Origin of the sequence: Pseudomonas fluorescens, from assembly GCF_019212185.1 — a bacterium.
Lineage (GTDB): Bacteria > Pseudomonadota > Gammaproteobacteria > Pseudomonadales > Pseudomonadaceae > Aquipseudomonas.
On record NZ_CP078138.1, the window covers coordinates 4,881,166 to 4,900,547 of the forward strand.

Annotated in this window: 20 protein-coding genes; 7 read left to right on the forward strand and 13 right to left on the reverse strand. The window is 60.5% G+C overall.

All coding sequences use genetic code 11. The annotated features are described in order from the left end of the window. Positions 1 to 2 precede the first annotated feature (2 nt). A complete protein-coding gene (locus KW062_RS21710) occupies positions 3 to 440 on the forward strand; it encodes a pseudoazurin (RefSeq protein ID WP_027620070.1) in 438 nt (145 codons plus the stop codon). On the opposite strand, the gene KW062_RS21715 is transcribed toward KW062_RS21710, so the two are convergent. Together KW062_RS21715 and KW062_RS21720 are read right to left on the reverse strand one after the other, a co-directional pair. Beyond that, the gene (locus tag KW062_RS21715) at positions 406 to 927 is read right to left on the reverse strand and encodes a GNAT family N-acetyltransferase (protein WP_256350833.1); all 522 of its coding nucleotides are present in this window, start codon (positions 925 to 927) and stop codon (positions 406 to 408) included. The genes KW062_RS21710 and KW062_RS21715 overlap by 35 nt on opposite strands. A 66-nt stretch (positions 928 to 993) precedes the next feature. Continuing rightward, positions 994 to 3,192 carry an OsmC domain/YcaO domain-containing protein gene (locus KW062_RS21720; RefSeq protein WP_105753782.1) on the reverse strand — a complete coding sequence of 733 codons (2,199 nt, stop codon included), beginning with the start codon at positions 3,190 to 3,192 and terminating at the stop codon, positions 994 to 996. Between the two features lie 334 nt (positions 3,193 to 3,526). Here KW062_RS21720 and KW062_RS21725 point away from each other — a divergent pair, with 334 nt between their 5' ends. The 4 genes from KW062_RS21725 (at position 3,527) to KW062_RS21740 (ending at position 8,561) form a co-directional block, all read left to right on the forward strand. Beyond that, positions 3,527 to 5,299, forward strand: a complete 1,773-nt coding sequence (locus KW062_RS21725) for an N-acetylglutaminylglutamine amidotransferase (RefSeq protein ID WP_105753783.1) — start codon at positions 3,527 to 3,529, stop codon at positions 5,297 to 5,299. 3 nt (positions 5,300 to 5,302) lie between these two features. Continuing rightward, positions 5,303 to 7,045 carry an N-acetylglutaminylglutamine synthetase gene (gene ngg / locus KW062_RS21730; RefSeq protein ID WP_105753784.1) on the forward strand — a complete coding sequence of 581 codons (1,743 nt, stop codon included), beginning with the start codon at positions 5,303 to 5,305 and terminating at the stop codon, positions 7,043 to 7,045. A gap of 29 nt (positions 7,046 to 7,074) precedes the next feature. Then, positions 7,075 to 8,265: an osmoprotectant NAGGN system M42 family peptidase gene (locus KW062_RS21735; RefSeq protein WP_027620066.1), complete on the forward strand. Its 1,191-nt coding sequence runs from the start codon at positions 7,075 to 7,077 to the stop codon at positions 8,263 to 8,265. 68 nt (positions 8,266 to 8,333) lie between these two features. Then, complete coding sequence (locus KW062_RS21740; protein ID WP_027620065.1) at positions 8,334 to 8,561, forward strand: YheU family protein; 228 nt, start codon at positions 8,334 to 8,336, stop codon at positions 8,559 to 8,561. A 4-nt stretch (positions 8,562 to 8,565) separates the two neighbouring features. Here the strand turns inward: KW062_RS21740 and csrA are convergent, their stop codons facing one another. From csrA to KW062_RS21755, 3 genes are all read right to left on the reverse strand, one after another. Then, positions 8,566 to 8,754 carry a carbon storage regulator CsrA gene (gene csrA, locus KW062_RS21745; protein ID WP_027620064.1) on the reverse strand — a complete coding sequence of 63 codons (189 nt, stop codon included), beginning with the start codon at positions 8,752 to 8,754 and terminating at the stop codon, positions 8,566 to 8,568. Positions 8,755 to 8,895: 141 nt separating this feature from the next. Further along, positions 8,896 to 9,228, reverse strand: coding sequence for a YnfA family protein (locus tag KW062_RS21750; RefSeq protein WP_105753785.1), 333 nt, complete (start codon positions 9,226 to 9,228; stop codon positions 8,896 to 8,898). 64 nt (positions 9,229 to 9,292) lie between these two features. Then, positions 9,293 to 10,108: an SDR family oxidoreductase gene (locus KW062_RS21755; RefSeq protein ID WP_105753786.1), complete on the reverse strand. Its 816-nt coding sequence runs from the start codon at positions 10,106 to 10,108 to the stop codon at positions 9,293 to 9,295. A 266-nt stretch (positions 10,109 to 10,374) separates the two neighbouring features. Here KW062_RS21755 and KW062_RS21760 point away from each other — a divergent pair, with 266 nt between their 5' ends. After that, positions 10,375 to 10,527, forward strand: a complete 153-nt coding sequence (locus tag KW062_RS21760; RefSeq protein WP_033866310.1) for a DUF3309 family protein — start codon at positions 10,375 to 10,377, stop codon at positions 10,525 to 10,527. Positions 10,528 to 10,636: 109 nt separating this feature from the next. On the opposite strand, the gene KW062_RS21765 is transcribed toward KW062_RS21760, so the two are convergent. The 5 genes from KW062_RS21765 to KW062_RS21785 form a co-directional block, all read right to left on the reverse strand. Then, positions 10,637 to 12,730, reverse strand: a complete 2,094-nt coding sequence (locus KW062_RS21765; RefSeq protein ID WP_105753787.1) for an LTA synthase family protein — start codon at positions 12,728 to 12,730, stop codon at positions 10,637 to 10,639. Positions 12,731 to 13,010: 280 nt separating this feature from the next. Continuing rightward, positions 13,011 to 13,202 carry a PLDc N-terminal domain-containing protein gene (locus KW062_RS21770; RefSeq protein WP_027620060.1) on the reverse strand — a complete coding sequence of 64 codons (192 nt, stop codon included), beginning with the start codon at positions 13,200 to 13,202 and terminating at the stop codon, positions 13,011 to 13,013. 80 nt (positions 13,203 to 13,282) lie between these two features. Next, the gene (locus tag KW062_RS21775; RefSeq protein WP_027620059.1) at positions 13,283 to 13,813 is read right to left on the reverse strand and encodes a hypothetical protein; all 531 of its coding nucleotides are present in this window, start codon (positions 13,811 to 13,813) and stop codon (positions 13,283 to 13,285) included. 101 nt (positions 13,814 to 13,914) lie between these two features. After that, a complete protein-coding gene (locus tag KW062_RS21780) occupies positions 13,915 to 14,433 on the reverse strand; it encodes an ankyrin repeat domain-containing protein (RefSeq protein ID WP_027620058.1) in 519 nt (172 codons plus the stop codon). A 97-nt stretch (positions 14,434 to 14,530) separates the two neighbouring features. Then, entirely contained in the window at positions 14,531 to 16,360 is a 1,830-nt protein-coding gene (locus tag KW062_RS21785) for a long-chain-acyl-CoA synthetase (RefSeq protein ID WP_105753788.1), read from the reverse strand. Between the two features lie 357 nt (positions 16,361 to 16,717). Here KW062_RS21785 and KW062_RS21790 point away from each other — a divergent pair, with 357 nt between their 5' ends. Further along, positions 16,718 to 16,996, forward strand: a complete 279-nt coding sequence (locus KW062_RS21790) for a DUF3509 domain-containing protein (protein WP_027620056.1) — start codon at positions 16,718 to 16,720, stop codon at positions 16,994 to 16,996. Positions 16,997 to 17,115: 119 nt separating this feature from the next. On the opposite strand, the gene KW062_RS21795 is transcribed toward KW062_RS21790, so the two are convergent. The 3 genes from KW062_RS21795 to KW062_RS21805 all read right to left on the reverse strand — a co-directional run bounded on the left by KW062_RS21795 (position 17,116) and on the right by KW062_RS21805 (position 19,375). After that, on the reverse strand, positions 17,116 to 17,382 hold the full coding sequence (locus KW062_RS21795; protein ID WP_033866308.1) for a response regulator transcription factor: 267 nt from the start codon (positions 17,380 to 17,382) through the stop codon (positions 17,116 to 17,118). Positions 17,383 to 17,598: 216 nt separating this feature from the next. Further along, complete coding sequence (locus tag KW062_RS21800; RefSeq protein ID WP_027620054.1) at positions 17,599 to 18,126, reverse strand: acireductone dioxygenase; 528 nt, start codon at positions 18,124 to 18,126, stop codon at positions 17,599 to 17,601. A 97-nt stretch (positions 18,127 to 18,223) separates the two neighbouring features. After that, positions 18,224 to 19,375, reverse strand: a complete 1,152-nt coding sequence (locus tag KW062_RS21805) for an MFS transporter (RefSeq protein ID WP_177327265.1) — start codon at positions 19,373 to 19,375, stop codon at positions 18,224 to 18,226. Positions 19,376 to 19,382: the final 7 nt, after the last annotated feature.

The window sequence follows — 19,382 nt, forward strand, 5'->3', positions numbered from 1 at the left end:
ACATGCGCTCTCTATCCTTACCCGTGCTGCTCGCCAGCGCCCTGTTCTGCTCGGCCCTGCAGGCGCAAACTTTTGAAGTGAAAATGCTCACCCGTGGTGCCGCTGGCAGCATGGTCTACGAGCCGGATTACCTGCGTATCGAGCCCGGTGACAGTGTCAGGTTCATTCCCAGCCAAAGCGGGCACAACGCCGCTTCGGTCGCGGGGCTACTGCCGGCAGGGGCTACTGCGTTCAAGGGCAAAATCAATCAGGAGATCGAGCAGGTTTTCGACATCCCTGGCCTGTATGGCATCCAATGCACCCCGCATCTGGCCATGGGCATGGTGATGCTGATCCAGGTCGGTCCAACCACCACCCAGCCAGCCGAAATCCCGTCAGCCTTGCCAAAGCGTGCCACCGAGCGTTTCAGCCGTCTGTTGCAGCACCAGCAGGCTCAATAGTCGCCAGTTGGAATTCCATATGGGTGGTCTGCCACAGCGGATCAGCCTCGACATCGATGATCGCGAAGCCCTGGCGAATCCAGAAATCAATGGCGCCGGGAAGGAAGGGATGGGTGTGCAGGTAGACCACCTGCACGCCGTCCGCCTGGGCCAGGGCCAGCAAGGCGCCGTACAACTGCGCCGCCAGACCGACTCGTCGGTAAGCCGGCAGGACGAACAGCCGAACCACCTCGACCACTTTGCGGCCGCGATAATCCAGCTGGGGGAAACGTCCGTCGTACGGCAGGTAGCCGATCGTGGCGACGATCAGCCCGTCGACCCGCGCCACCAGAAACCGCCCGTCACCGCGCAGATAGACCGCCTCGAAATGCGCCAGATCAGCCGGCAGGCCGCTGGCGCTGAGCTTGGGAAACAACTCGGCGCGGACCTGTTGAACGAAGGTCAGGACCTCGGGGATTTCTGTGGCGGTGACAGGGTGAAATTTCAAAATGCTATTCCTGTTTCTGACACACCGCAGAGCCCCCTGTCGCTTGCAAGCCAGCGCCTACAGCCGTCAAACACCCGCGACTTTGGCCCGTGCCGCATGCAGTTTCTTGTAGCTGTCGATCAACCGCAGGTGCCGATCCAGCCCTTCGAGCTTCATGCTGGTTGGCGTCAGGCCATGGAAGCGCACGCTGCCGTTGACCGAACCAATCGCCGCGTCCATTCGCTCGTTGCCAAACATACGACGGAAGTTGACCTCGTAGTCCGCCAGCTCCAGGTCTTCGTCCAACTCCATCTCCAGCACTGCGTTCACTGCCTGGTAGAACAGGCCGCGCTCGACGGTGTTGTCGTTGTACTGCAGGAAGGCTTCCACCGCGTCCTTCGCCTCTTCGAACTGTTGCAGGGCGAGGTAGATCAGCAGTTTCAGCTCGAGGATGGTCAACTGGCCCCAGGCCGTGTTGTCGTCGAACTCGATACCGATCAGGGTGGTGATGTCGGTGTAATCGTCCAGCTCGCTTTCCACCAGGCGCTCGCCCAGGGCCTTCAGTTCGGCGTCGTCGAGGCTGTGCAGATTGAGGATGTCGGCACGGAAGAACAGCGCCTTGTTGGTGTTGTCCCAGATCAGGTCGTCCAACGGATAGATTTCCGAATAGTCCGGCACCAGGATCCGGCAGGCCGTGGCACCGAAGTGCTCATACACCGCCATGTACACCTGCTTGCCCATGTCTTCGAGAATCTTGAACAGGGTCGCGGCTTCTTCGGCGTTGGAGTTTTCGCCTTCGCTGGTGAAGTCCCACTCGACAAACTCGTAATCCGACTGGGCGCTGAAGAAGCGCCACGAGACCACGCCGCTGGAGTCGATGAAGTGCTCGACGAAGTTGTTCGGCTCGGTCACCGCGTGGCCTTCGAAGGTCGGCAGCGGCAAATCGTTCAAGCCCTCGAAACTGCGGCCCTGAAGCAATTCGGTGAGGCTGCGTTCCAGCGCCACTTCCAGGCTCGGGTGCGCGCCGAACGAGGCGAATACACCGCCGGTGCGCGGGTTCATCAGGGTCACGCACATCACCGGGAATTCACCGCCCAGCGAAGCATCCTTGACCAGCACCGGGAAGCCCTGCTCCTCCAACCCCTGGATCCCGGCAAGAATCGCCGGGTACTTGGCCAGCACTTCCTGCGGTACGTCCGGCAGGGCGAACTCGCCTTCGATGATTTCGCGCTTCACCGCCCGCTCGAAGATCTCCGACAGGCACTGCACCTGGGCTTCAGCCAGGGTATTGCCGGCACTCATGCCGTTGCTCAGGAACAGGTTTTCGATCAGGTTCGACGGGAAATACACCACTTCGCCATCGGACTGGCGCACGAACGGCAAGGACACGATGCCCCGCTCTTCGTTACCTGAGTTGGTGTCGAACAGGTGCGAGCCACGCAACTCGCCATCTCGGTTGTAGATCTTCAGGCAGTGCGGATCGAGGATTTCTGGCGGCAGTTCATCCTTGCGACCTGGCTGGAACCAGCGCTCGTCCGGGTAATGCACGAACGCCGCGTTGGCGATGTCTTCGCCCCAGAACTGATCGTTATAGAAGAAGTTGCAGTTCAGCCGCTCGATAAACTCGCCCAAGGCAGAGGCCAGTGCGCCTTCCTTGGTGGCGCCTTTGCCATTGGTGAAGCACATCGGCGAATGGGCATCGCGGATATGCAGCGACCAGACGTTGGGCACGATGTTGCGCCATGAAGCGATTTCGATCTTCATCCCCAGGTCGGCGAGGATGCCCGACATGTTGGCGATGGTCTGCTCCAGCGGTAGGTCCTTGCCGACGATGAAGGTGCTGGCGTCCGCCGCCGAGTTAGGCATCAGCAGCGCCTGAGCATCGGCGTCGAGGTTGTCCACCTCTTCGATAACGAACTCCGGCCCGGCCTGCACCACTTTTTTCACCGTGCAGCGGTCGATGGATCGCAGGATGCCCTGGCGGTCCTTGTCGGAAATATCGGCCGGCAGTTCAACCTGGATCTTGAAGATCTGGTTGTAGCGATTTTCCGGGTCGACGATGTTGTTCTGCGACAGCCGGATGTTCTCGGTGGGAATGTTGCGCGTGCTGCAGTACAGCTTCACGAAGTACGCCGCACACAGGGCCGACGAGGCCAGGAAGTAATCGAACGGCCCTGGAGCCGAGCCATCACCCTTGTAGCGAATCGGTTGGTCGGCAATCACCGTGAAGTCATCGAACTTGGCTTCAAGTCGGAGGTTGTCGAGAAAATTAACCTTGATTTCCATAAGGGATTACCAAAAAAGTCTAGCGAAACTGAATGGGCGCGATTATCCGGGTTTTACGCCGGCAGTAGTGTCCTTTCAGTGAAAAAAGCCCGCCAAGCCACGACCGTTGGTAAATTTTATTGAACGATCGCGGCGCCCGGTCACTCGAAAAACCCAGACCATCAGCCGTGGCGGCACGCAAATGCCGCCCGGTTCGGTGCATAACGCTACTGGTCGAGCGCGCTGCGCAAGCAGGTGCCGCCTGAAAAGCCGTACAGAGTGCAAATGCTGCAATCAGCGGTACACCTAAGCCACCAGTAGCGACACACATGCCGAAAAAAAGGGCTTGGACTACATGTGCGGATTAGCTGGCGAGTTACGTTTTGATCTTCAACCGGCCGACCTGGCGGCCATCGAACGCATCACCCATCATCTGGCACCTCGTGGCCCCGACGCCTGGGGTTTTCATAGCCAGGGGCCGATTGCCCTGGGCCATCGCCGCCTGAAAATCATGGACCTGTCGGACGGATCGGCGCAGCCGATGATCGATAACGTCCTGGGCCTGTCCCTGGCCTTCAATGGCGCGATCTACAACTTCCCGGAATTGCGCGCCGAGCTGGAAGGCCTGGGCTATGCGTTCCATTCCGGTGGCGACACCGAAGTTCTGCTCAAGGGCTACCACGCCTGGGGCGAAGCGCTGCTGCCGAAACTCAATGGCATGTTTGCCTTTGCCATCTGGGAGCGCGATGCCAAGCGCCTGTTCATCGCCCGCGATCGTCTCGGGGTCAAGCCGCTGTACCTGTCGCGCACCGATCAGCGCCTGCGCTTCGCCTCAGCCTTGCCGGCGCTGCTCAAGGGCGGCGACATCACGCCGATTCTCGATCCCGTCGCGCTGAACCACTACCTGAACTTCCACGCCGTGGTGCCGGCGCCGCGTACCCTGTTGGCCGGCATTGAAAAACTGCCGCCAGCGAGCTGGATGCGCATCGAGGCCGACGGCCGCACCGAGCAGAAAACCTGGTGGACCCTGCCCTACGGCCCACGCGCCGACGAGCAGAATCTGACCCTCGAAGACTGGCGTGACCGGGTTCTCGACAGCACCCGCGAAGCCGTGGCGATTCGTCAACGGGCAGCGGTGGACGTTGGTGTGCTGCTGTCCGGCGGCGTCGATTCGAGCCTGCTGGTGGGGCTGTTGCGTGAAGTAGGCGTTGAGGATCTGTCGACCTTTTCCATCGGCTTTCAGGATGCCGGCGGCGAGCGCGGCGACGAATTCCAGTATTCCGACCTGATCGCCAAGCACTACGGCACCCGCCATCACCAGCTGCGCATCGACGAAAAAGAAATCATCGAGCAATTGCCGGCGGCCTTTCGGGCGATGAGCGAGCCGATGGTCAGCCACGACTGCATTGCCTTTTATCTGTTGTCCCGTGAGGTGGCCAAACACTGCAAGGTGGTTCAAAGCGGTCAGGGTGCCGACGAACTGTTTGCCGGCTACCACTGGTACCCGCAGGTAGATGCCGCAAGCGATCCATACGCGGCCTATCGCCAGGCGTTTTTCGACCGCAGTTACGAGGACTACGCCGCCACGGTGCAACCGCAGTGGATGACCGACCATGATGCGGCCGGTGACTTCGTCCGCGAGCATTTCGCCCAGCCCGGCGCCGAAGCGCCTGTGGATAAAGCGCTGCGCCTGGACAGCACGGTGATGCTGGTCGACGACCCGGTCAAGCGTGTGGATAACATGACCATGGCCTGGGGTCTGGAGGCGCGCACGCCGTTTCTCGACTACCGCCTGGTGGAGTTGTCCGCCCGGGTGCCGGGCAAATTCAAGCTGCCGGACGGTGGCAAGCAAGTGCTCAAGGAAGCGGCGCGGCTGGTGATCCCCAGCGAGGTGATCGACCGCAAGAAAGGCTATTTCCCGGTGCCCGGGCTCAAGCATTTGCAGGGCGACACCCTGAATTGGGTGCGCGAGTTGCTGCTCGACCCAAGCCAGGACCGTGGCCTGTTCAATCCGGCGATGCTCGATCGCCTGCTCACCGACCCGCAGGGCCAACTGACCCCGCTGCGCGGCTCCAAGCTGTGGCAACTGGCGGCGCTGAACCTGTGGCTCAGCGAACAAGGAATCTGATCAATGAAACCTCACGCCACAGCCCTCAACCAGCGCTTGCTGCGCGGCCAAGCGCCGTCCTATGAACGCCTGCAGGCGCGTTTTGCCGAAGACGGCAACAGCAGCGGCGAGCCGATTGCCGTGCATTGCGGCTGGGGGCGCTTGCTGATCGGCCACACCTTTCCCGACGCGGCGAGCCTGGCCGGTGAACTGGCCCACGAACAACCCGGCGAGCGTGACATCGCCCTCTACGTTGCCGCACCCCAGCAGGTGCTGGGGCTGGAACCGACGCAGCTGTTTCTCGACCCCTCCGACACCCTGCGCCTGTGGTTCAGCGACTATCGCCAGGCGACCCGGGTGTTCCGCGGTTTTCGCATCCGCCGTGCCCAGAGCGCGACGGACTGGCAAGCGATCAACCGGCTGTACCAACTGCGCAACATGCTGCCGATCGACCCCGAACGCCTGACACCCCGTCACCATGGCGGGCCGGTGTACTGGCTGGCCGAGGACGAAGACAGCGGCGCGGTGATCGGCAGCGTCATGGGTCTCAATCATCACAAGGCGTTCCACGACCCGGAGCACGGCAGCAGCCTCTGGTGCCTGGCGGTCGATCCGCAGTGCACGCGGCCCGGGGTCGGCGAGGTGCTGGTGCGTCACCTGATCGAGCATTTCATGAGTCGTGGCTTGAGCTACCTCGACCTCTCGGTGTTGCACGACAACCGCCAGGCCAAGCAGCTTTACGCCAAGCTGGGGTTTCGCACGCTGTCGACCTTCGCCATCAAGCGCAAGAACGGCATCAATCAGCCGCTGTTCCTCGGCCCGGGACCCGAAGCCGAGTTCAATCCTTACGCGCGAATCATTGTCGAGGAAGCCCACCGGCGCGGCATCGATGTGCAGGTCGATGACGCCCAGGCCGGCATGTTCACTCTGAGTCACGGTGGGCGCCGGGTGCGTTGCCGCGAATCCCTCAGCGACCTGACCAGCGCCATCAGCATGAGCCTGTGCCAGGACAAAAGCCTGACCCACAAAGTGCTCAAGGCCGCCGGTCTTAATCTTCCCGCGCAGCAACTGGCGGGCAATGCCGACGACAACCTGGCGTTTCTCGACGAGCATCAACGGGTGGTGGTCAAGCCGCTGGACGGCGAGCAGGGCCAGGGCGTGGCGGTGGATTTGCAGCAGATCGACGAGGTGCAGCAGGCCATCGACGCCGCCCGTGCCTTCGACAGTCGGGTGCTGCTGGAAAGCTTCCACGAAGGCCTCGACCTGCGCATCCTAGTCATTGGCTTCGAAGTGGCGGCAGCGGCGATTCGCCGTCCGGCAGAGATCATCGGCGACGGCCAGCACAGGATTCAGGCCCTGATCGAGGCGCAAAGCCGGCGGCGCCAGGCCGCCACCCATGGCGAAAGCAAGATCCCGCTGGACCACGAAACCGAACGTACCCTGCAAAGTGCCGGCTACCACTACGACACCGTTCTGCCAGCTGGCGAGCGGTTGTTCGTGCGACGTACCGCCAATCTGCATACCGGCGGCACCCTGGAAGACGTCACCGCGATCCTCCATCCAACCCTGGTCGACGCCGCCGTGCGCGCCGCCCGCGCTCTCGACATCCCGATGGTCGGCCTCGACCTGATGGTGCCCGCGGCAGACCAGCCGGATTATGTATTCATCGAAGCCAACGAGCGCGCCGGGCTGGCCAACCATGAGCCGCAACCGGTGGCAGAGCGTTTTGTCGACCTGCTGTTTCCCCACAGTCATGTGGCGATTTGACCAGCGCCCCTACCCTTTCAGGAGTTCCAATGACCGGTAAGATTCCAGAACCCGATCTCGCGTACCTGCAAAAAGTCCTGCTGGAAATGCTCGCGATTCCCAGCCCCACCGGCTTCACCGACACCATCGTGCGGTATGTCGCAGAACGCCTCGAAGAACTGGGCATCCCTTTTGAACTGACTCGGCGCGGGACCATCCGCGCGACCCTCAAGGGCCAGAAAAACAGTCCCGACCGCGCCGTTTCCGCGCATTTGGACACCATCGGCGCCAGCGTCCGCGCAATCAAGGACAACGGTCGCCTGACCCTCGCCCCGGTGGGCTGCTGGTCGAGCCGCTTCGCCGAGGGCAGTCGCGTCAGTCTGTTTACCGATACCGGGGTGATCCGTGGGAGCGTGTTGCCACTAATGGCCTCCGGACATGCCTTTAACACGGCGGTGGACGAACTGCCGGTCAGTTGGGACCACGTCGAACTGCGCCTGGATGCCTACTGCGCCACCCGGGCCGACTGCGATTCGCTGGGGATCAGCGTCGGCGACTTCGTCGCCTTCGACCCGCTGCCCGAATTCACCGAAAGCGGCCATATCAGCGCCCGCCATCTGGACGACAAGGCTGGCGTCGCCGCGCTGCTGGCCGCGCTCAAGGCAATCGTCGAGAGTGATGAGCCGCTGATGATCGACTGTCATCCCCTGTTCACCATCACCGAGGAAACCGGCAGCGGTGCGGCGGCGGCGTTACCCTGGGATGTCAGCGAATTCGTCGGCATCGACATCGCCCCGGTCGCCCCCGGCCAACACTCCAGCGAACACGCGGTCAGCGTGGCCATGCAAGACTCCGCCGGGCCTTACGACTATCACCTGTCGCGACACTTGTTGCACCTGGCCAGCGCCAACGAACTGCCGGTGCGTCGCGATCTGTTCCGTTATTACTTCAGTGACGCCCACTCCGCGGTCACCGCCGGCCACGACATCCGCACCGCCCTGCTGGCCTTCGGTTGCGACGCCACCCACGGTTACGAGCGCACCCACATCGACAGCCTGGCAGCCTTGAGTCGCCTGCTCGGCGCCTACATCCTCAGCCCTCCGGTATTTGCCAGCGATGCGCAGCCGGCCAAGGGTTCGCTGGACCGCTTCAGCCATCAGATCGAACATGACGCGCAAATGGAAAGCGAGACCCGGGTGCCGTCGGTGGACAGCCTGGTAGGACAGCGCTCAACCGACTGAGGGCAGACGCCTACTGGAAGTGTGGGGTGAAGCGCCGTAGCATCAGCGAATTGATGACCGAGGTAGTTATGCTGATCCCCCACGAGCAACTTGAAGTCGACACCCTGACCCGCCTGATCGAAGACTTCGTCACCCGCGACGGCACCGACAACGGTGACGACACCCCTTTGCAAACCCGCGTACTGCGGGTGCGCAATGCCCTGAGTAAAGGCCAGGCGGTGATTGTCTTTGATCCCGAAAGCGAGCAGTGCCAGCTTATGCTCAAGCACGACGTGCCCAAGCACCTGTTCGACTGAATATTCAGCCCCGCACCTCCTTGCGCAGGCGCTTGGCATGAATGCGCTCATAGATTTCGCAACGGTAGACGTTAACGTGTCGCGGGGCTTCGATGCCGAAGCGCACGTTGCCGCCACTCACGGCGAGGATGCGTACCGTGATGGTGTCGCCAATGGAGATCTGTTCACCGATAGCGCGGCTGAGAACGAGCATGGCTGTAGTCCTTGAGGTAACCGGGCCCTGAAGATGGCCGGGTTGTGCCGGCCCTTCAAGACAGCCGCGGGAAATCAGCCACCTCCTACACGCTAGATCGAATTACCCTACAGACATCCCTTGCAAAGCGGCGGTTTTGCCTCAAGTTGCAGTAAAGCGCGGTCCCAACAAAATGATGCTCGCCCCCAGCACACACAGGGCAACGCCCCACCAGTCAGAACTCAGCGGCCGGACCCGCTCGATCATCCACAGCCAGCCAATCGAGGCGACGATGTAGATGCCGCCATAGGCCGCATAAGCCCGACCGGCATAGTTCGATTCGATTTTGGTCAGCAACAGGGCAAACAGCGTCAGGCTGAGCAGCGCCGGCGCGATCCACCAGGCGCTTTTGCCCTGGCGCAGCCACATCCAGAACGCGTAGCAGCCGGCGATTTCAAACAGCGCGGCGAGGAAGAACCACAGGTAATTGAGCATGCATCCATCTCGTCAGGGAAGCCAGGTGCGGCCACCCTAACGAGGCAGTCGGTCAGTCGCAAGCTCAGTTGGCGCCCTGGCGGGCCTTGGCGCGCATCTTGTCGGCCATCAGGGTCATTTCGTTGTAGAGCAATTGCGGGTTTTTCTGCTTCAGCGCCCAGGCCATGCGCCCTTGTTCGTGGGGCAGGATCATGAACTCTCCGGCCGCCACCTGCTGATAGATGTAGTCGGCAATGTCGCTGGCGCTGATCGGCGAGCTTTCCAGCAACTTACCGACCTGGGCCTTCATGGCCGGAGTCGGACCCCGGAACGAGTCGAGCAGGTTGGTCTGGAAGAACGAAGGGCAAACCACGTGCACGCCGATCTCCTGCTGCGCCAATTCGATCAGCAGGCTCTCGGACAGTGCCACCACGCCAGCCTTGGCCACGTTGTAGTTGCTCATGGCCGGCCCCTGCATCAGTGCCGCCATCGACGCGATGTTGATGATCTTGCCTTTGCTCTGCTCCAGCAGCGGCAGGAACGCCTTGCAGCCCTTGACCACCCCCATTAGGTTGATCGCAATCTGCCAGTCCCAATCTTCCAGCGACAACTCGCTGAAAAAGCCACCGGACGCCACGCCCGCATTGTTGACGATCACATCGATGCCGCCGAGCTTGACCTCGCAAGCCTGGGCAAAGGCGGTCAACTGGCTGTAATCGCGCACGTCGCAACGCTGGATAAAGCCATCACCGCCAGCCTCGCGCACCAGCCTCAAGGTTTCCTGAAGGCCCGGTTCACTGACATCGGACAAGGCCAACTGCCAACCTTCACGCGCCCAGCGCAGGGCGATTTCGCGACCCAGGCCGGACCCGGCGCCAGTGATCATCATGCGATTTTGCATAGGAAGTTGCCTTGTTGTTCTGGGAAAGATGCTCGCAGTGTAGCGAAGGAATTTCCTACACCCACGACCATCAAAGCGCTGAATGCCCCGGGCAAACCGCAACGCGTAGGGCTGGACTAACGCGGAACAACGCAGCCTGCTGGAAGAAACTTTGAATTTTCTCGTGTATGCCGCAGTCGAAAGTTTTAAGCCGCTCGGATTTAAAACAAGCGAGCCTGTTGTTCAACCAGTGCGACGTTCAATGCCACTCCAATAAGGAATTCGACATGGGCACGATTCTTCTGATTATTCTGATTCTGCTATTGATCGGCGGCCTGCCGGTGTTTCCACACTCCAGAAGTTGGGGTTATGGACCGTCAGGGGTGATCGGCGTAGTGGTGGTGGTCTTGCTGGTGTTGCTGCTACTGGGCAGGATTTGACGGGTAACCAACAACCCCTGCGCTTTTCCAGAAAACTGTCGGAGCGAGCTGGCTCGCTCCGACAGTTCGTTACGCCGGACGTTAATCCGGCGCGTTATTGCGGCGCAGATTAATCCGGCGTGCCGTCGACGACACCGGCGGTGTTATCCATCAGACTCTTGGTCGCTGTCTGCAGGAATGCTTCAAGTTTTTGCTTCATCTCCGCTGTACGCGGTGCATCCGGCACCACTTCGGCGCCCGGGTTGGCACCCAGTTGGTACTTGTACATCTTCGGCGCCATGTCTTTCTCTTTAGGCAGTACCAGCACTTGGTCCTGGGTGATGATTGCCGTGGTTTGCTCGCTACCCGACGGCTTGATCACGCCGAAACCGGTATCGCCTTCCGGCAGGTTGAGCAGGTCACGTCCCCAGCACTGGTGACGCACTTCGCCACCGAGGCGACCCATGATGGTCGGTACGATGTCGACCTGGGTGCCGACGGTATGGTCCAGCTTGCCGAACTTCTCCTGGATGCCCGGCGCAATCATCAGCATCGGCACGTTGAAGCGGCCCAGGTCCATTTCGGTGATCTGGCGCTCGTTGCCAAAACCGTGGTCGCCAACGATGACAAACAGGGTTTCCTTGAAATACGGCTCTTTACGCGCCTTTTCAAAGAACTGGCCCAGTGCCCAGTCGGAGTAGCGCATGGCGGTCAAGTGCTCGTTGAGGTTGCCACGGTTGGTGACCTTCTCCACCGGCAACGGCGTCGGCAGCGCGTACGGGGTGTGGTTGGACAGGGTCTGCAGCAAGGCGTAGAACGGCTTGCCGTTTTCCCGGGCCTTCAGTTCCACCAGGCCGCGGTCGAACATGTCCTGGTCGGACACACCCCAGGTCGGGTCGGAGAACACCGGGTTGATGAAGTCGTTGCGACCGACGAAGTTGGTCATGCCCTGGTTGCTGAAGAAGCCCGACTGGTTGTCCCAGGCGAAGTCGCCGTTGTACACGTATACATCGTCAAACTTGCGCGCGCTGAGCAACTGCGGCAGGCCCGACAGCTTGTGACTGCCTTCCGGGGTCTGCATCAGGTATTCGAAGCCCGGCAGGTTGGGGAAGCACGCCATGGTGGCGAACATGCCTTGGTGGGTGTGGGTGCCGTTGGAGAAGAAGCGGTCGAACAGCAGGCCTTCCTGGGACAGTTTGTCCAGGTACGGCGTGATGTTGCCCGGCGCGCCCAGCGCACCGACCGAGTGACCGGCCATGCTTTCCATCAGGATGACCACGACGTTCTTGATCGGCAGGGTCTTGTCTGCTGGCGGCAGGAAGTCGCGGCGCACGGCAGCGGTGTCGGCATCCACCAGTTTTTCGTCCGGCATCACCAGCAGGTCACGCACGATCTGCTGCGCTTCAGGCTGCGGCAGGGTAGGTTTCCAGATGTTGTCGCGGTCTTCGGACATACGGCTTTTCGCTGCCGCAATCAGTTGCAAGGTGCCATTAAGGCCCAACTGGTTGGCGAAGTTGGAGTCGGTGGTGTACACGTCGCCCCAGCGCATTGGCGGGCCCTGACGCAGAGTGCCACGGGCCGCCGCGACACAGATCAGCAGGCAGACCATGAACACCGCGGTGCGGGTGTACCACGGTGCCACCTGACGGCTGCTGACATTGCCACCGCTGAATGGGCCCCGAGGACGGGTGGCACGGTCAGCGCCCTTGAACGCCAGGCTGAGGATCCAGGTCCCGACCACCCACGCCAGCAGGTAGCGAACCACCGGGAAACCGTACCAGAGCATGCTCATCACGGTTTTCGGGTCTTCCTTGACGTACTGGAAGACCAGGCCGTTAAGGCGCTGGTGGAATTCGCGGTAGAAATCCATCTCCATCAGGCCGAGGAACAGCGCGATGCTCGAAACCACGGTCAGCCACAGGCGGAACAGGCCGCGCGCAGCCATGGCGCGCACACTGAACAGCGCCAGCAACAGCGGGATGCTCAGGTAGACCACCAGGCGCAGGTCGAAGCGCAAGCCGTTGGCGAATGCTTCGAGGAAGGTCGAAGCCGGTGTATCGAGCATCATCTCCCGGTTGTACACCAGCAGCGCCACGCGCAGCAGGGAGAGCATCACCATCATGACCAGGGCACAAAGCAGCGTGTAGGCCAGATGGGATTTCACGGTCGGTTGCAGCAGACGATTCGAGGCTCGCTGCTGATTCAGGGCGTCCGGGTTTGCCATGTCGTTTTAGGACCCATTGGAAGTTGAAGTTGCAAAGCAGTCGCGGCGCCGTGGCCTCTGATTGCCGTCACCTGCGGGCAACGGCCGGGACTTTGCGCGGTGCGCAGATGTTGCACGATCACCCACGCCATTGCCATTGATTACTGGATCAAGGATGGCCGGGGTGAAGTTTGCGCGGAAGGATTGTCTTGGAGCGATTGTGAAAATTTCGTGCAACGCATATCTCGAAACACAAAAAAGGGGCCTTGATCGGCCCCTCTGTTGACCTGCCTGTGGGAGGTCAAATACGCACATTCCCTCGTGGCCCGGCAATTGCCCAGATGATCAGGCCCAGCACCGGCAACAGCAGGATCAACAGCGTCCAGACAATTTTCATCCCGGTGGACGCACTGCTTTTGAGCACATTGATAATCGCCCAGATATCCAGCGCGAGGATGATCAGGCCAATCAGGCCATTGAAGGTAGAACCCATGGTGTCACTCCAAAGAGAAGGCATTCGTCCCTTAGGATAGCCCGCTCCCGCAAGGGTTCCGTTTTATTGCACCCAAGGGTTCAGACGTGGACCGCCACTTTCAGCGCTTCCAGTGACTGCGCCGCCTGGATGCCGACTTCGGCACACAACTCCAGGACCCGCGCCACGTCATTGCCGTATACCAGCACCACCTGCAGTTCATCGTCGAGCAATTGGCTGAAGTTGATCAGGGTGTAGCCGCCGTTTTCCGGATTCATGCTGCCCATCTGGATCTGGATGCGATTGAGCGCAGTCAACGCCTCGGTCTTGGCCAGTTGCTTGGGCTTGATGTTGAAGGCCACGTCCGGGCCGAACGAGGCGACGATCTGCGCAAACAGATCCATGTAGGTGTCGGCCTGGAACAACACCGTCTCCGGCAGGCTACCCACAACTACCCACTCACCCAGGGCAATCGGGAAGGTCTCGTCGTAATTGATATCCGGATTGGCCGCCAGAAAGGCCTCGGGATCTGCGTAGGCTTGCGCCGCTTCGTCGGCGATCCGCGTGATTTCGTCCTCGCTCATGCAGCCGGAGCTGATTTTACTGATGAGTTCGATGAGTGCAGCTTTCATGGCGGATCCTGTTGCGGTGAGATTTTCGGGGGCGAAGAATAGCGTATTTGCCAACGTTTGGCCGGCACTGGCTGACCAACACCGACTCAACGCCAGGCCACTCAGCCGAGGATTTTCTGCAATTGCGCCGTGGTGTCGGTCGCGCCCATGGTCTTCGCCGCGTCCAGCGCGGTGATGCCATTGGCATCCTTGGCCCGGGGGTCGGCCCCTTTGCTGATCAAGTAGTCGACGATCGCGGTGCGGTTGAACATTGCCGCCATCATCAATGCGGTACGGCCGTCGAAGGACGAACCTTCGATTTCGGCGCCACCTTCAATCAAGGCGGTGACCACTGGCAGATCGCCCTTGAATGCCGCGCCGGCAATCGGGCTCTGGCCGTTATCGTTACGAATTTCCGGATCAGCCTTGTGTTCGAGCAGGACTTTCACCGCCTCGACATGCCCGTGATAGGCCGCCAGCATCAGCAGGGTGTCGCCCTTGTGGTTGCGCAGGTTAGCCGGCAAGCCTTTGCTCAGCAGGGCCGCGAGCATGGCCGCGTCGCCCTCGCGAGCCTTGTTGAAAACCTGCTCGGCAAACTCCGCGGCTTCTTCCGGGGTCATCTGGCGGGATTGGTCTGACATTTGAGGCTCCACATTCGGTCAATCGCAAAGCCGCTAGTGTCCTCAAGCGGCGCTGCCGCTGTCACCCCTTTTTTCTCTCGCGCCGCCATAGCCAGAATCAATAACGGTACTTGCCCGCATTGATATCCAGCAGTATCTGCTCGGTCACTTGCACATAGGTGTCCGACCCCGGCAACCAGGCGTAAATCGGATCCTCAGCCGTCTTGCCTGGATCAAAGGCCTCCTCCTTGAGTCGGGTCTTCTGATATTTGAACGTGCCGGTGGTTTCCATTTTGACTTTGACCCGCAGAAACAACGGCACTGCGTAGCCGGGCAGTTGTTCCCGGGCGAATTTCAACAGATCAGTGAAATCCAGGGTGGCCAGGGACTCCGCCGGGGTAATCGCCGCCATCCCGGCCCGGCCATTGGTATTGCTGATCTCCACGCCATAGGCCACGGCCTCGGCGATTTGCGGATGCTGCAGCAGGATGTTTTCAACTTCGGTGGTCGAAACATTCTCGCCCTTCCAACGAAAGGTATCGCCCAACCGATCGACAAACTGCGCATGGCCGAAGCCGATATTGCGCAACAGGTCGCCGGTATTGAAGTAGCGATCGCCCTTTTCGAAGACATCATGCAGCACGACTTTTTCGGTTTTCTGCGGATCGGTGTAGCCGTCCAGTGGCGCCTTGTCATCGATTTTCGCCAACAGCAGCCCCTGCCGCCCCTTGCCGACTTTCTGCATGAAGCCCCTGCCGTTGCGCAGCGGCGCCCCTGTTTCATGGGCGAACTCCACAAGCTCCCAGGACATCAGCGAGAATCCGATGGTGTTGTCGAAGTTAAGAATGTTGCTGAAGCCTATATTGCCGTCGCTCGCCGCATACAGTTCACAGACGTGCCGGACGCCAAAACGCCCCTTGAACTCACTCCACACCCCTGGGCGCAAACCGTTGCCGATCATCTTCACCACCCCATGCTCGCGCTCGTCAGGGCCTGCGGGCTGGTCTATCAGGTAGCGACACAGCTCGCCGACATAGCCGATGGTCGTGGCGCGGTACTTGCGCACGTCATTCCAGAACTGACTGGCGCTGAACTTGCGGCGGATGGCGAACGCCGAAGCGCCGCAAATCGCCGAACCCCAGCACACGCACAGCCCGGTGGCGTGGTACAGCGGCAGGGTGCAATAGACGATATCGTCGGGCCCCATATCGAGGGCGATCAGACCGAAACTGGTGGAGCTCTTCATCCAGCGCCCGTGCTTGAACACTCCGGCCTTGGGCAAGCCTGTGGTGCCCGAGGTATAGATGTAAAAACAGGCGTCGTCGAAATATACCTGCTGACTACTGGGTGGATTGTCCAAGGGGCAATCGACACTTGCGGCGATCAGGTCGGCGAAGCCCTCAGGCAACGCTTGCGGATTCAGCGGATCGGCCAACCACCAGGTTTTGTCGGGATCGATGGCCACTCGCTGGCGAATCGCCGAGTAGGCCTGGACCAACTCCGCCCCCACCACAACGGCCACCGGGTTGACGAGATTGACGCTATGCAGCAGCGCCTGCTGGGTCTGAGAGGTATTGAGCATGGCGCTGATAGCGCCGACCTTGGCCACTGCCAGCACACTGACCAGCAACTCGGGGCGGTTTTCAATGAGAATACCGACCACGTCGCCCTTGCCGATCCCTTGGGCAATCAGATGGTGGGCGATGCGGTTGGCCCACTGATTGACCTGGCGATAGCTGAGCACCACCGAGCCTTGCAGCAGCGCCGGGCCATCCGGGTTGCGCAGCGTCGCCTGCTCGAAGGTGAAGGCCAGGCCACAAGGCTGGTCCGGCTGTTTGACGTTGCCGATCTTCAACCCCTTGACCACTCGTGGCAGGGCTTTGACGATTGCCGGTAGCTTTCGGAGCATCATGCTCCAGGTGATCATGTCGTGATGCGTGCCGCTCATGGATGCTCCCGCCAGGCCCTCTGCGTCGGGCCTGTATTGTTATTGTCGGGCGGTGTTCGGGCATGAGACACAACAGCAATTCCTCTGCTGAACGGGCAAAAAGTACGCCTGCGGTTGCGCGGCTGTACACGCAGTTTTTGAAATGTTTTGTATCCGCCGAGCAAGACCTCAGCACTGCCCGTCACCTCGCAAAATGCAGGATGCACGATGGCCATTCATGCAGATTGCACGAATCCAATAAATTCAATTTTTATTAACTTATTGATTTATAACGATTTTATAGATTTAGAATACTGGCACAATCGCTGCAATTACCCCTCCATGATTGCCACACATGCGCAAATGGAGCCGATTGACATGAACCTGATCCAAGAAAAGTTTACTTCGCTGTTCTCCAACTACGACGTCACCACTCAGCCACGTCCGGACGGCGGGATCCTGCTGACGTTGCGCAGCAGTGATGGTCGAGTGTTCAAGCGGTCGATCTCCTACTCGCAACTGCACGCCGGCGATCAATTATCCTGGGCCATCAGCGCTATCCGCCGCGATTTGGCCGAACATGCCAGCGAGTTGCCGCAGATTTCCATGTTGCAGAGCCAGCAACGCTTTGCGCTGCCGAGCTATTACTCGATGTAAATATTTAGCCAATTTTCTGGCTGCCACGTCCACGCAGTTGTAATGCTGTTCGATTCCGTGGGAGCGAGCTTGCTCGCTCCTACAAGAGCGGCATTTGCGCTTGACGGTGTTCTTTTCGCTCAGCGCAACAAGCCTCGCCTGCCGGCCTCACCCACCGCCTGCGCACGATTGCTCACCCCGAGCTTGGCGTAGATGTTGCTCAGGTGAAATTTCACGGTGGCCGGGGAAATCGCACGGATCACGCTGATTTCCCAAACGGTCTTGCCCTGTGTGGCCCAACGCAAGACCTCCAGTTCCTTTTTGCTCAGCGGCCTGCCTGCCTTGACGATGCGCCGGTGTTGCACCGGCTTCGACAGCGGCACAGCCTCAGGCGTTGCGCTTGTCATTCCCTTCCTCCCTACGGCTGAACAGCCCCGAATCAGAAAGAAAGACTTACATAGGCAGAAGATTAAACAAGATGAAAAAGGCAAATCAGGGATGCCTGACGGACCAATAGGCAACGACCTACAGGTCCTACAGGCGAGCTCACAGTCTTGTGTAGATTCGCTGAAATGGCTGACGGGTTACGGCGAGTAGTCAGTCAGTAGCGTTCATTCAGGGGGTTAGTCGTCCAGGCGCGGGACGCGGCTGGCGATATCGTCGCCGGTGACGTGGGCGACGGCGCCATCCGCGGCACTGAACAGACGAATAGCCATGAAGTGCGGGCGCTCCCCGCTGTCGAACCAGTGTTTTATGCCGGCTGGAAGCAGCAGCAGATCATTTTTTTCGCACAGGACGGCATAGATATAGTCGTCGATATGCAGATTGAACAAGCCACGCCCCATGACGAATAGTCTTACAACGTCCTGCTCATGACGCTGCTCGTAAGGGGGCGCTGAGGGCTGATCGCCGCTTACGCTGAGTACCTCCACCCTGTCGTAGCCGCGCTCGCTCATCAGTTGCTCGATTTGCTGCTGATAGGCGCCAACGACCTCATCCTGACTGGCTCCGGCCTGGACTTTCGCCGCGGCGGGCCAACGCTCGAACCGTACGCCGTGCTCGGCCAGGGTCGCGGTGATGTCTTCGCCATGGGTCAGGACCTTGTTCGGCAGATCCAGGCTTGAAATGTGGTAGACAGACAGGCTGCTCATGCAGGTTTTCCTTGTGGGCGACGCGGCCGTGCGGTCATTTAGACCGTACGGACAACGCCATGGATCAGGTGCAGGACAAAGGGTTCCAGCGCCATGTTCATGGCCTCTCCTCCTGCATACGTGTCGCAATAATAACGGCTGCCGCCAGGGCCGCGACGCTGGCAATACTAAAGGTGAAGGCAGGCCCCAGGGCATTCCAGCTATAGCCGGCATACAAAGCGCCCAGCGCACCACCGGTGCCGGCCAGCGCCGCGTAAAGGGCCTGGCCCTGGCCTTGCTGACGGGCGCCGAAGCTGCGTTGCACGAAGTGGATGGCGGCGGCGTGAAAGCTGCCGAAGGTGGCGGCGTGCAGGATCTGGGCAAACAGCAACACCCAGAGGAATTCGGCAAACGTTCCCAGCAACACCCAGCGCACGGCGGCCAGCAGGAAACTGGCAATCAGCACCCGGCGCACCGAGAACCGCGTGAGAATCCGGCTCATGACCAAAAACACCAGCACCTCGGCGACCACGCCCAGGGCCCAGAGCATGCCAATCACGCCGCGGCTGTAGCCGAGGCGCTCCAGGTGCAGAGTCAGGAAGGTGTAATACGGCCCGTGGCTCATCTGCATCAGCGCCACGCTAGCGTAAAACGCCAACACTCCCGGACTGCGCAATTGCTTGAGAAAGCCCTCGCCTGCCAATCGATGCCCCTGCAACGGTTGCGCGTTGGGCACCCACAGGCTGCTGAGGACAATCGCCGCCATGATCACCACCAAGGCGACCGGGTAGATGTCCAAGCTCAGCCACTCGAACAAACGGCCCAGGGCAACCACAGTAATGATGAAGCCAATTGAGCCCCACAAGCGGATTTGGCTATAGCGCGAGGCCTGGCCCTGCAAGTGCGCCAAGGTGATGACTTCGAATTGCGGCAGCACCGCGTGCCAGAAAAACGCATGCAGCGCCATGACCAACGCCAGCCAGGCGTAGCTTTTGCTGATGAAGATCAACGAGAAGGTCAGCAGCGTGCACACTGCACCAAAGCGCACGATTGCCAGGCGCCGGCCCGTGTAGTCGCCCAACCAACCCCAGATGTTCGGCGCGATGCAGCGCATCAGCATGGGGATGGCCACCAGTTCGCCGATGCGCGCGGCGGAAAAACCCAGGTGATCGAAGTACAGCGCCAGAAAAGGCGCTGTCGAACCGAGCAAGGCGAAATAACACAGGTAAAAACTGGAGAGCCGCCAGTACGGGAGCGCCGCCACGGCCATCAGACCG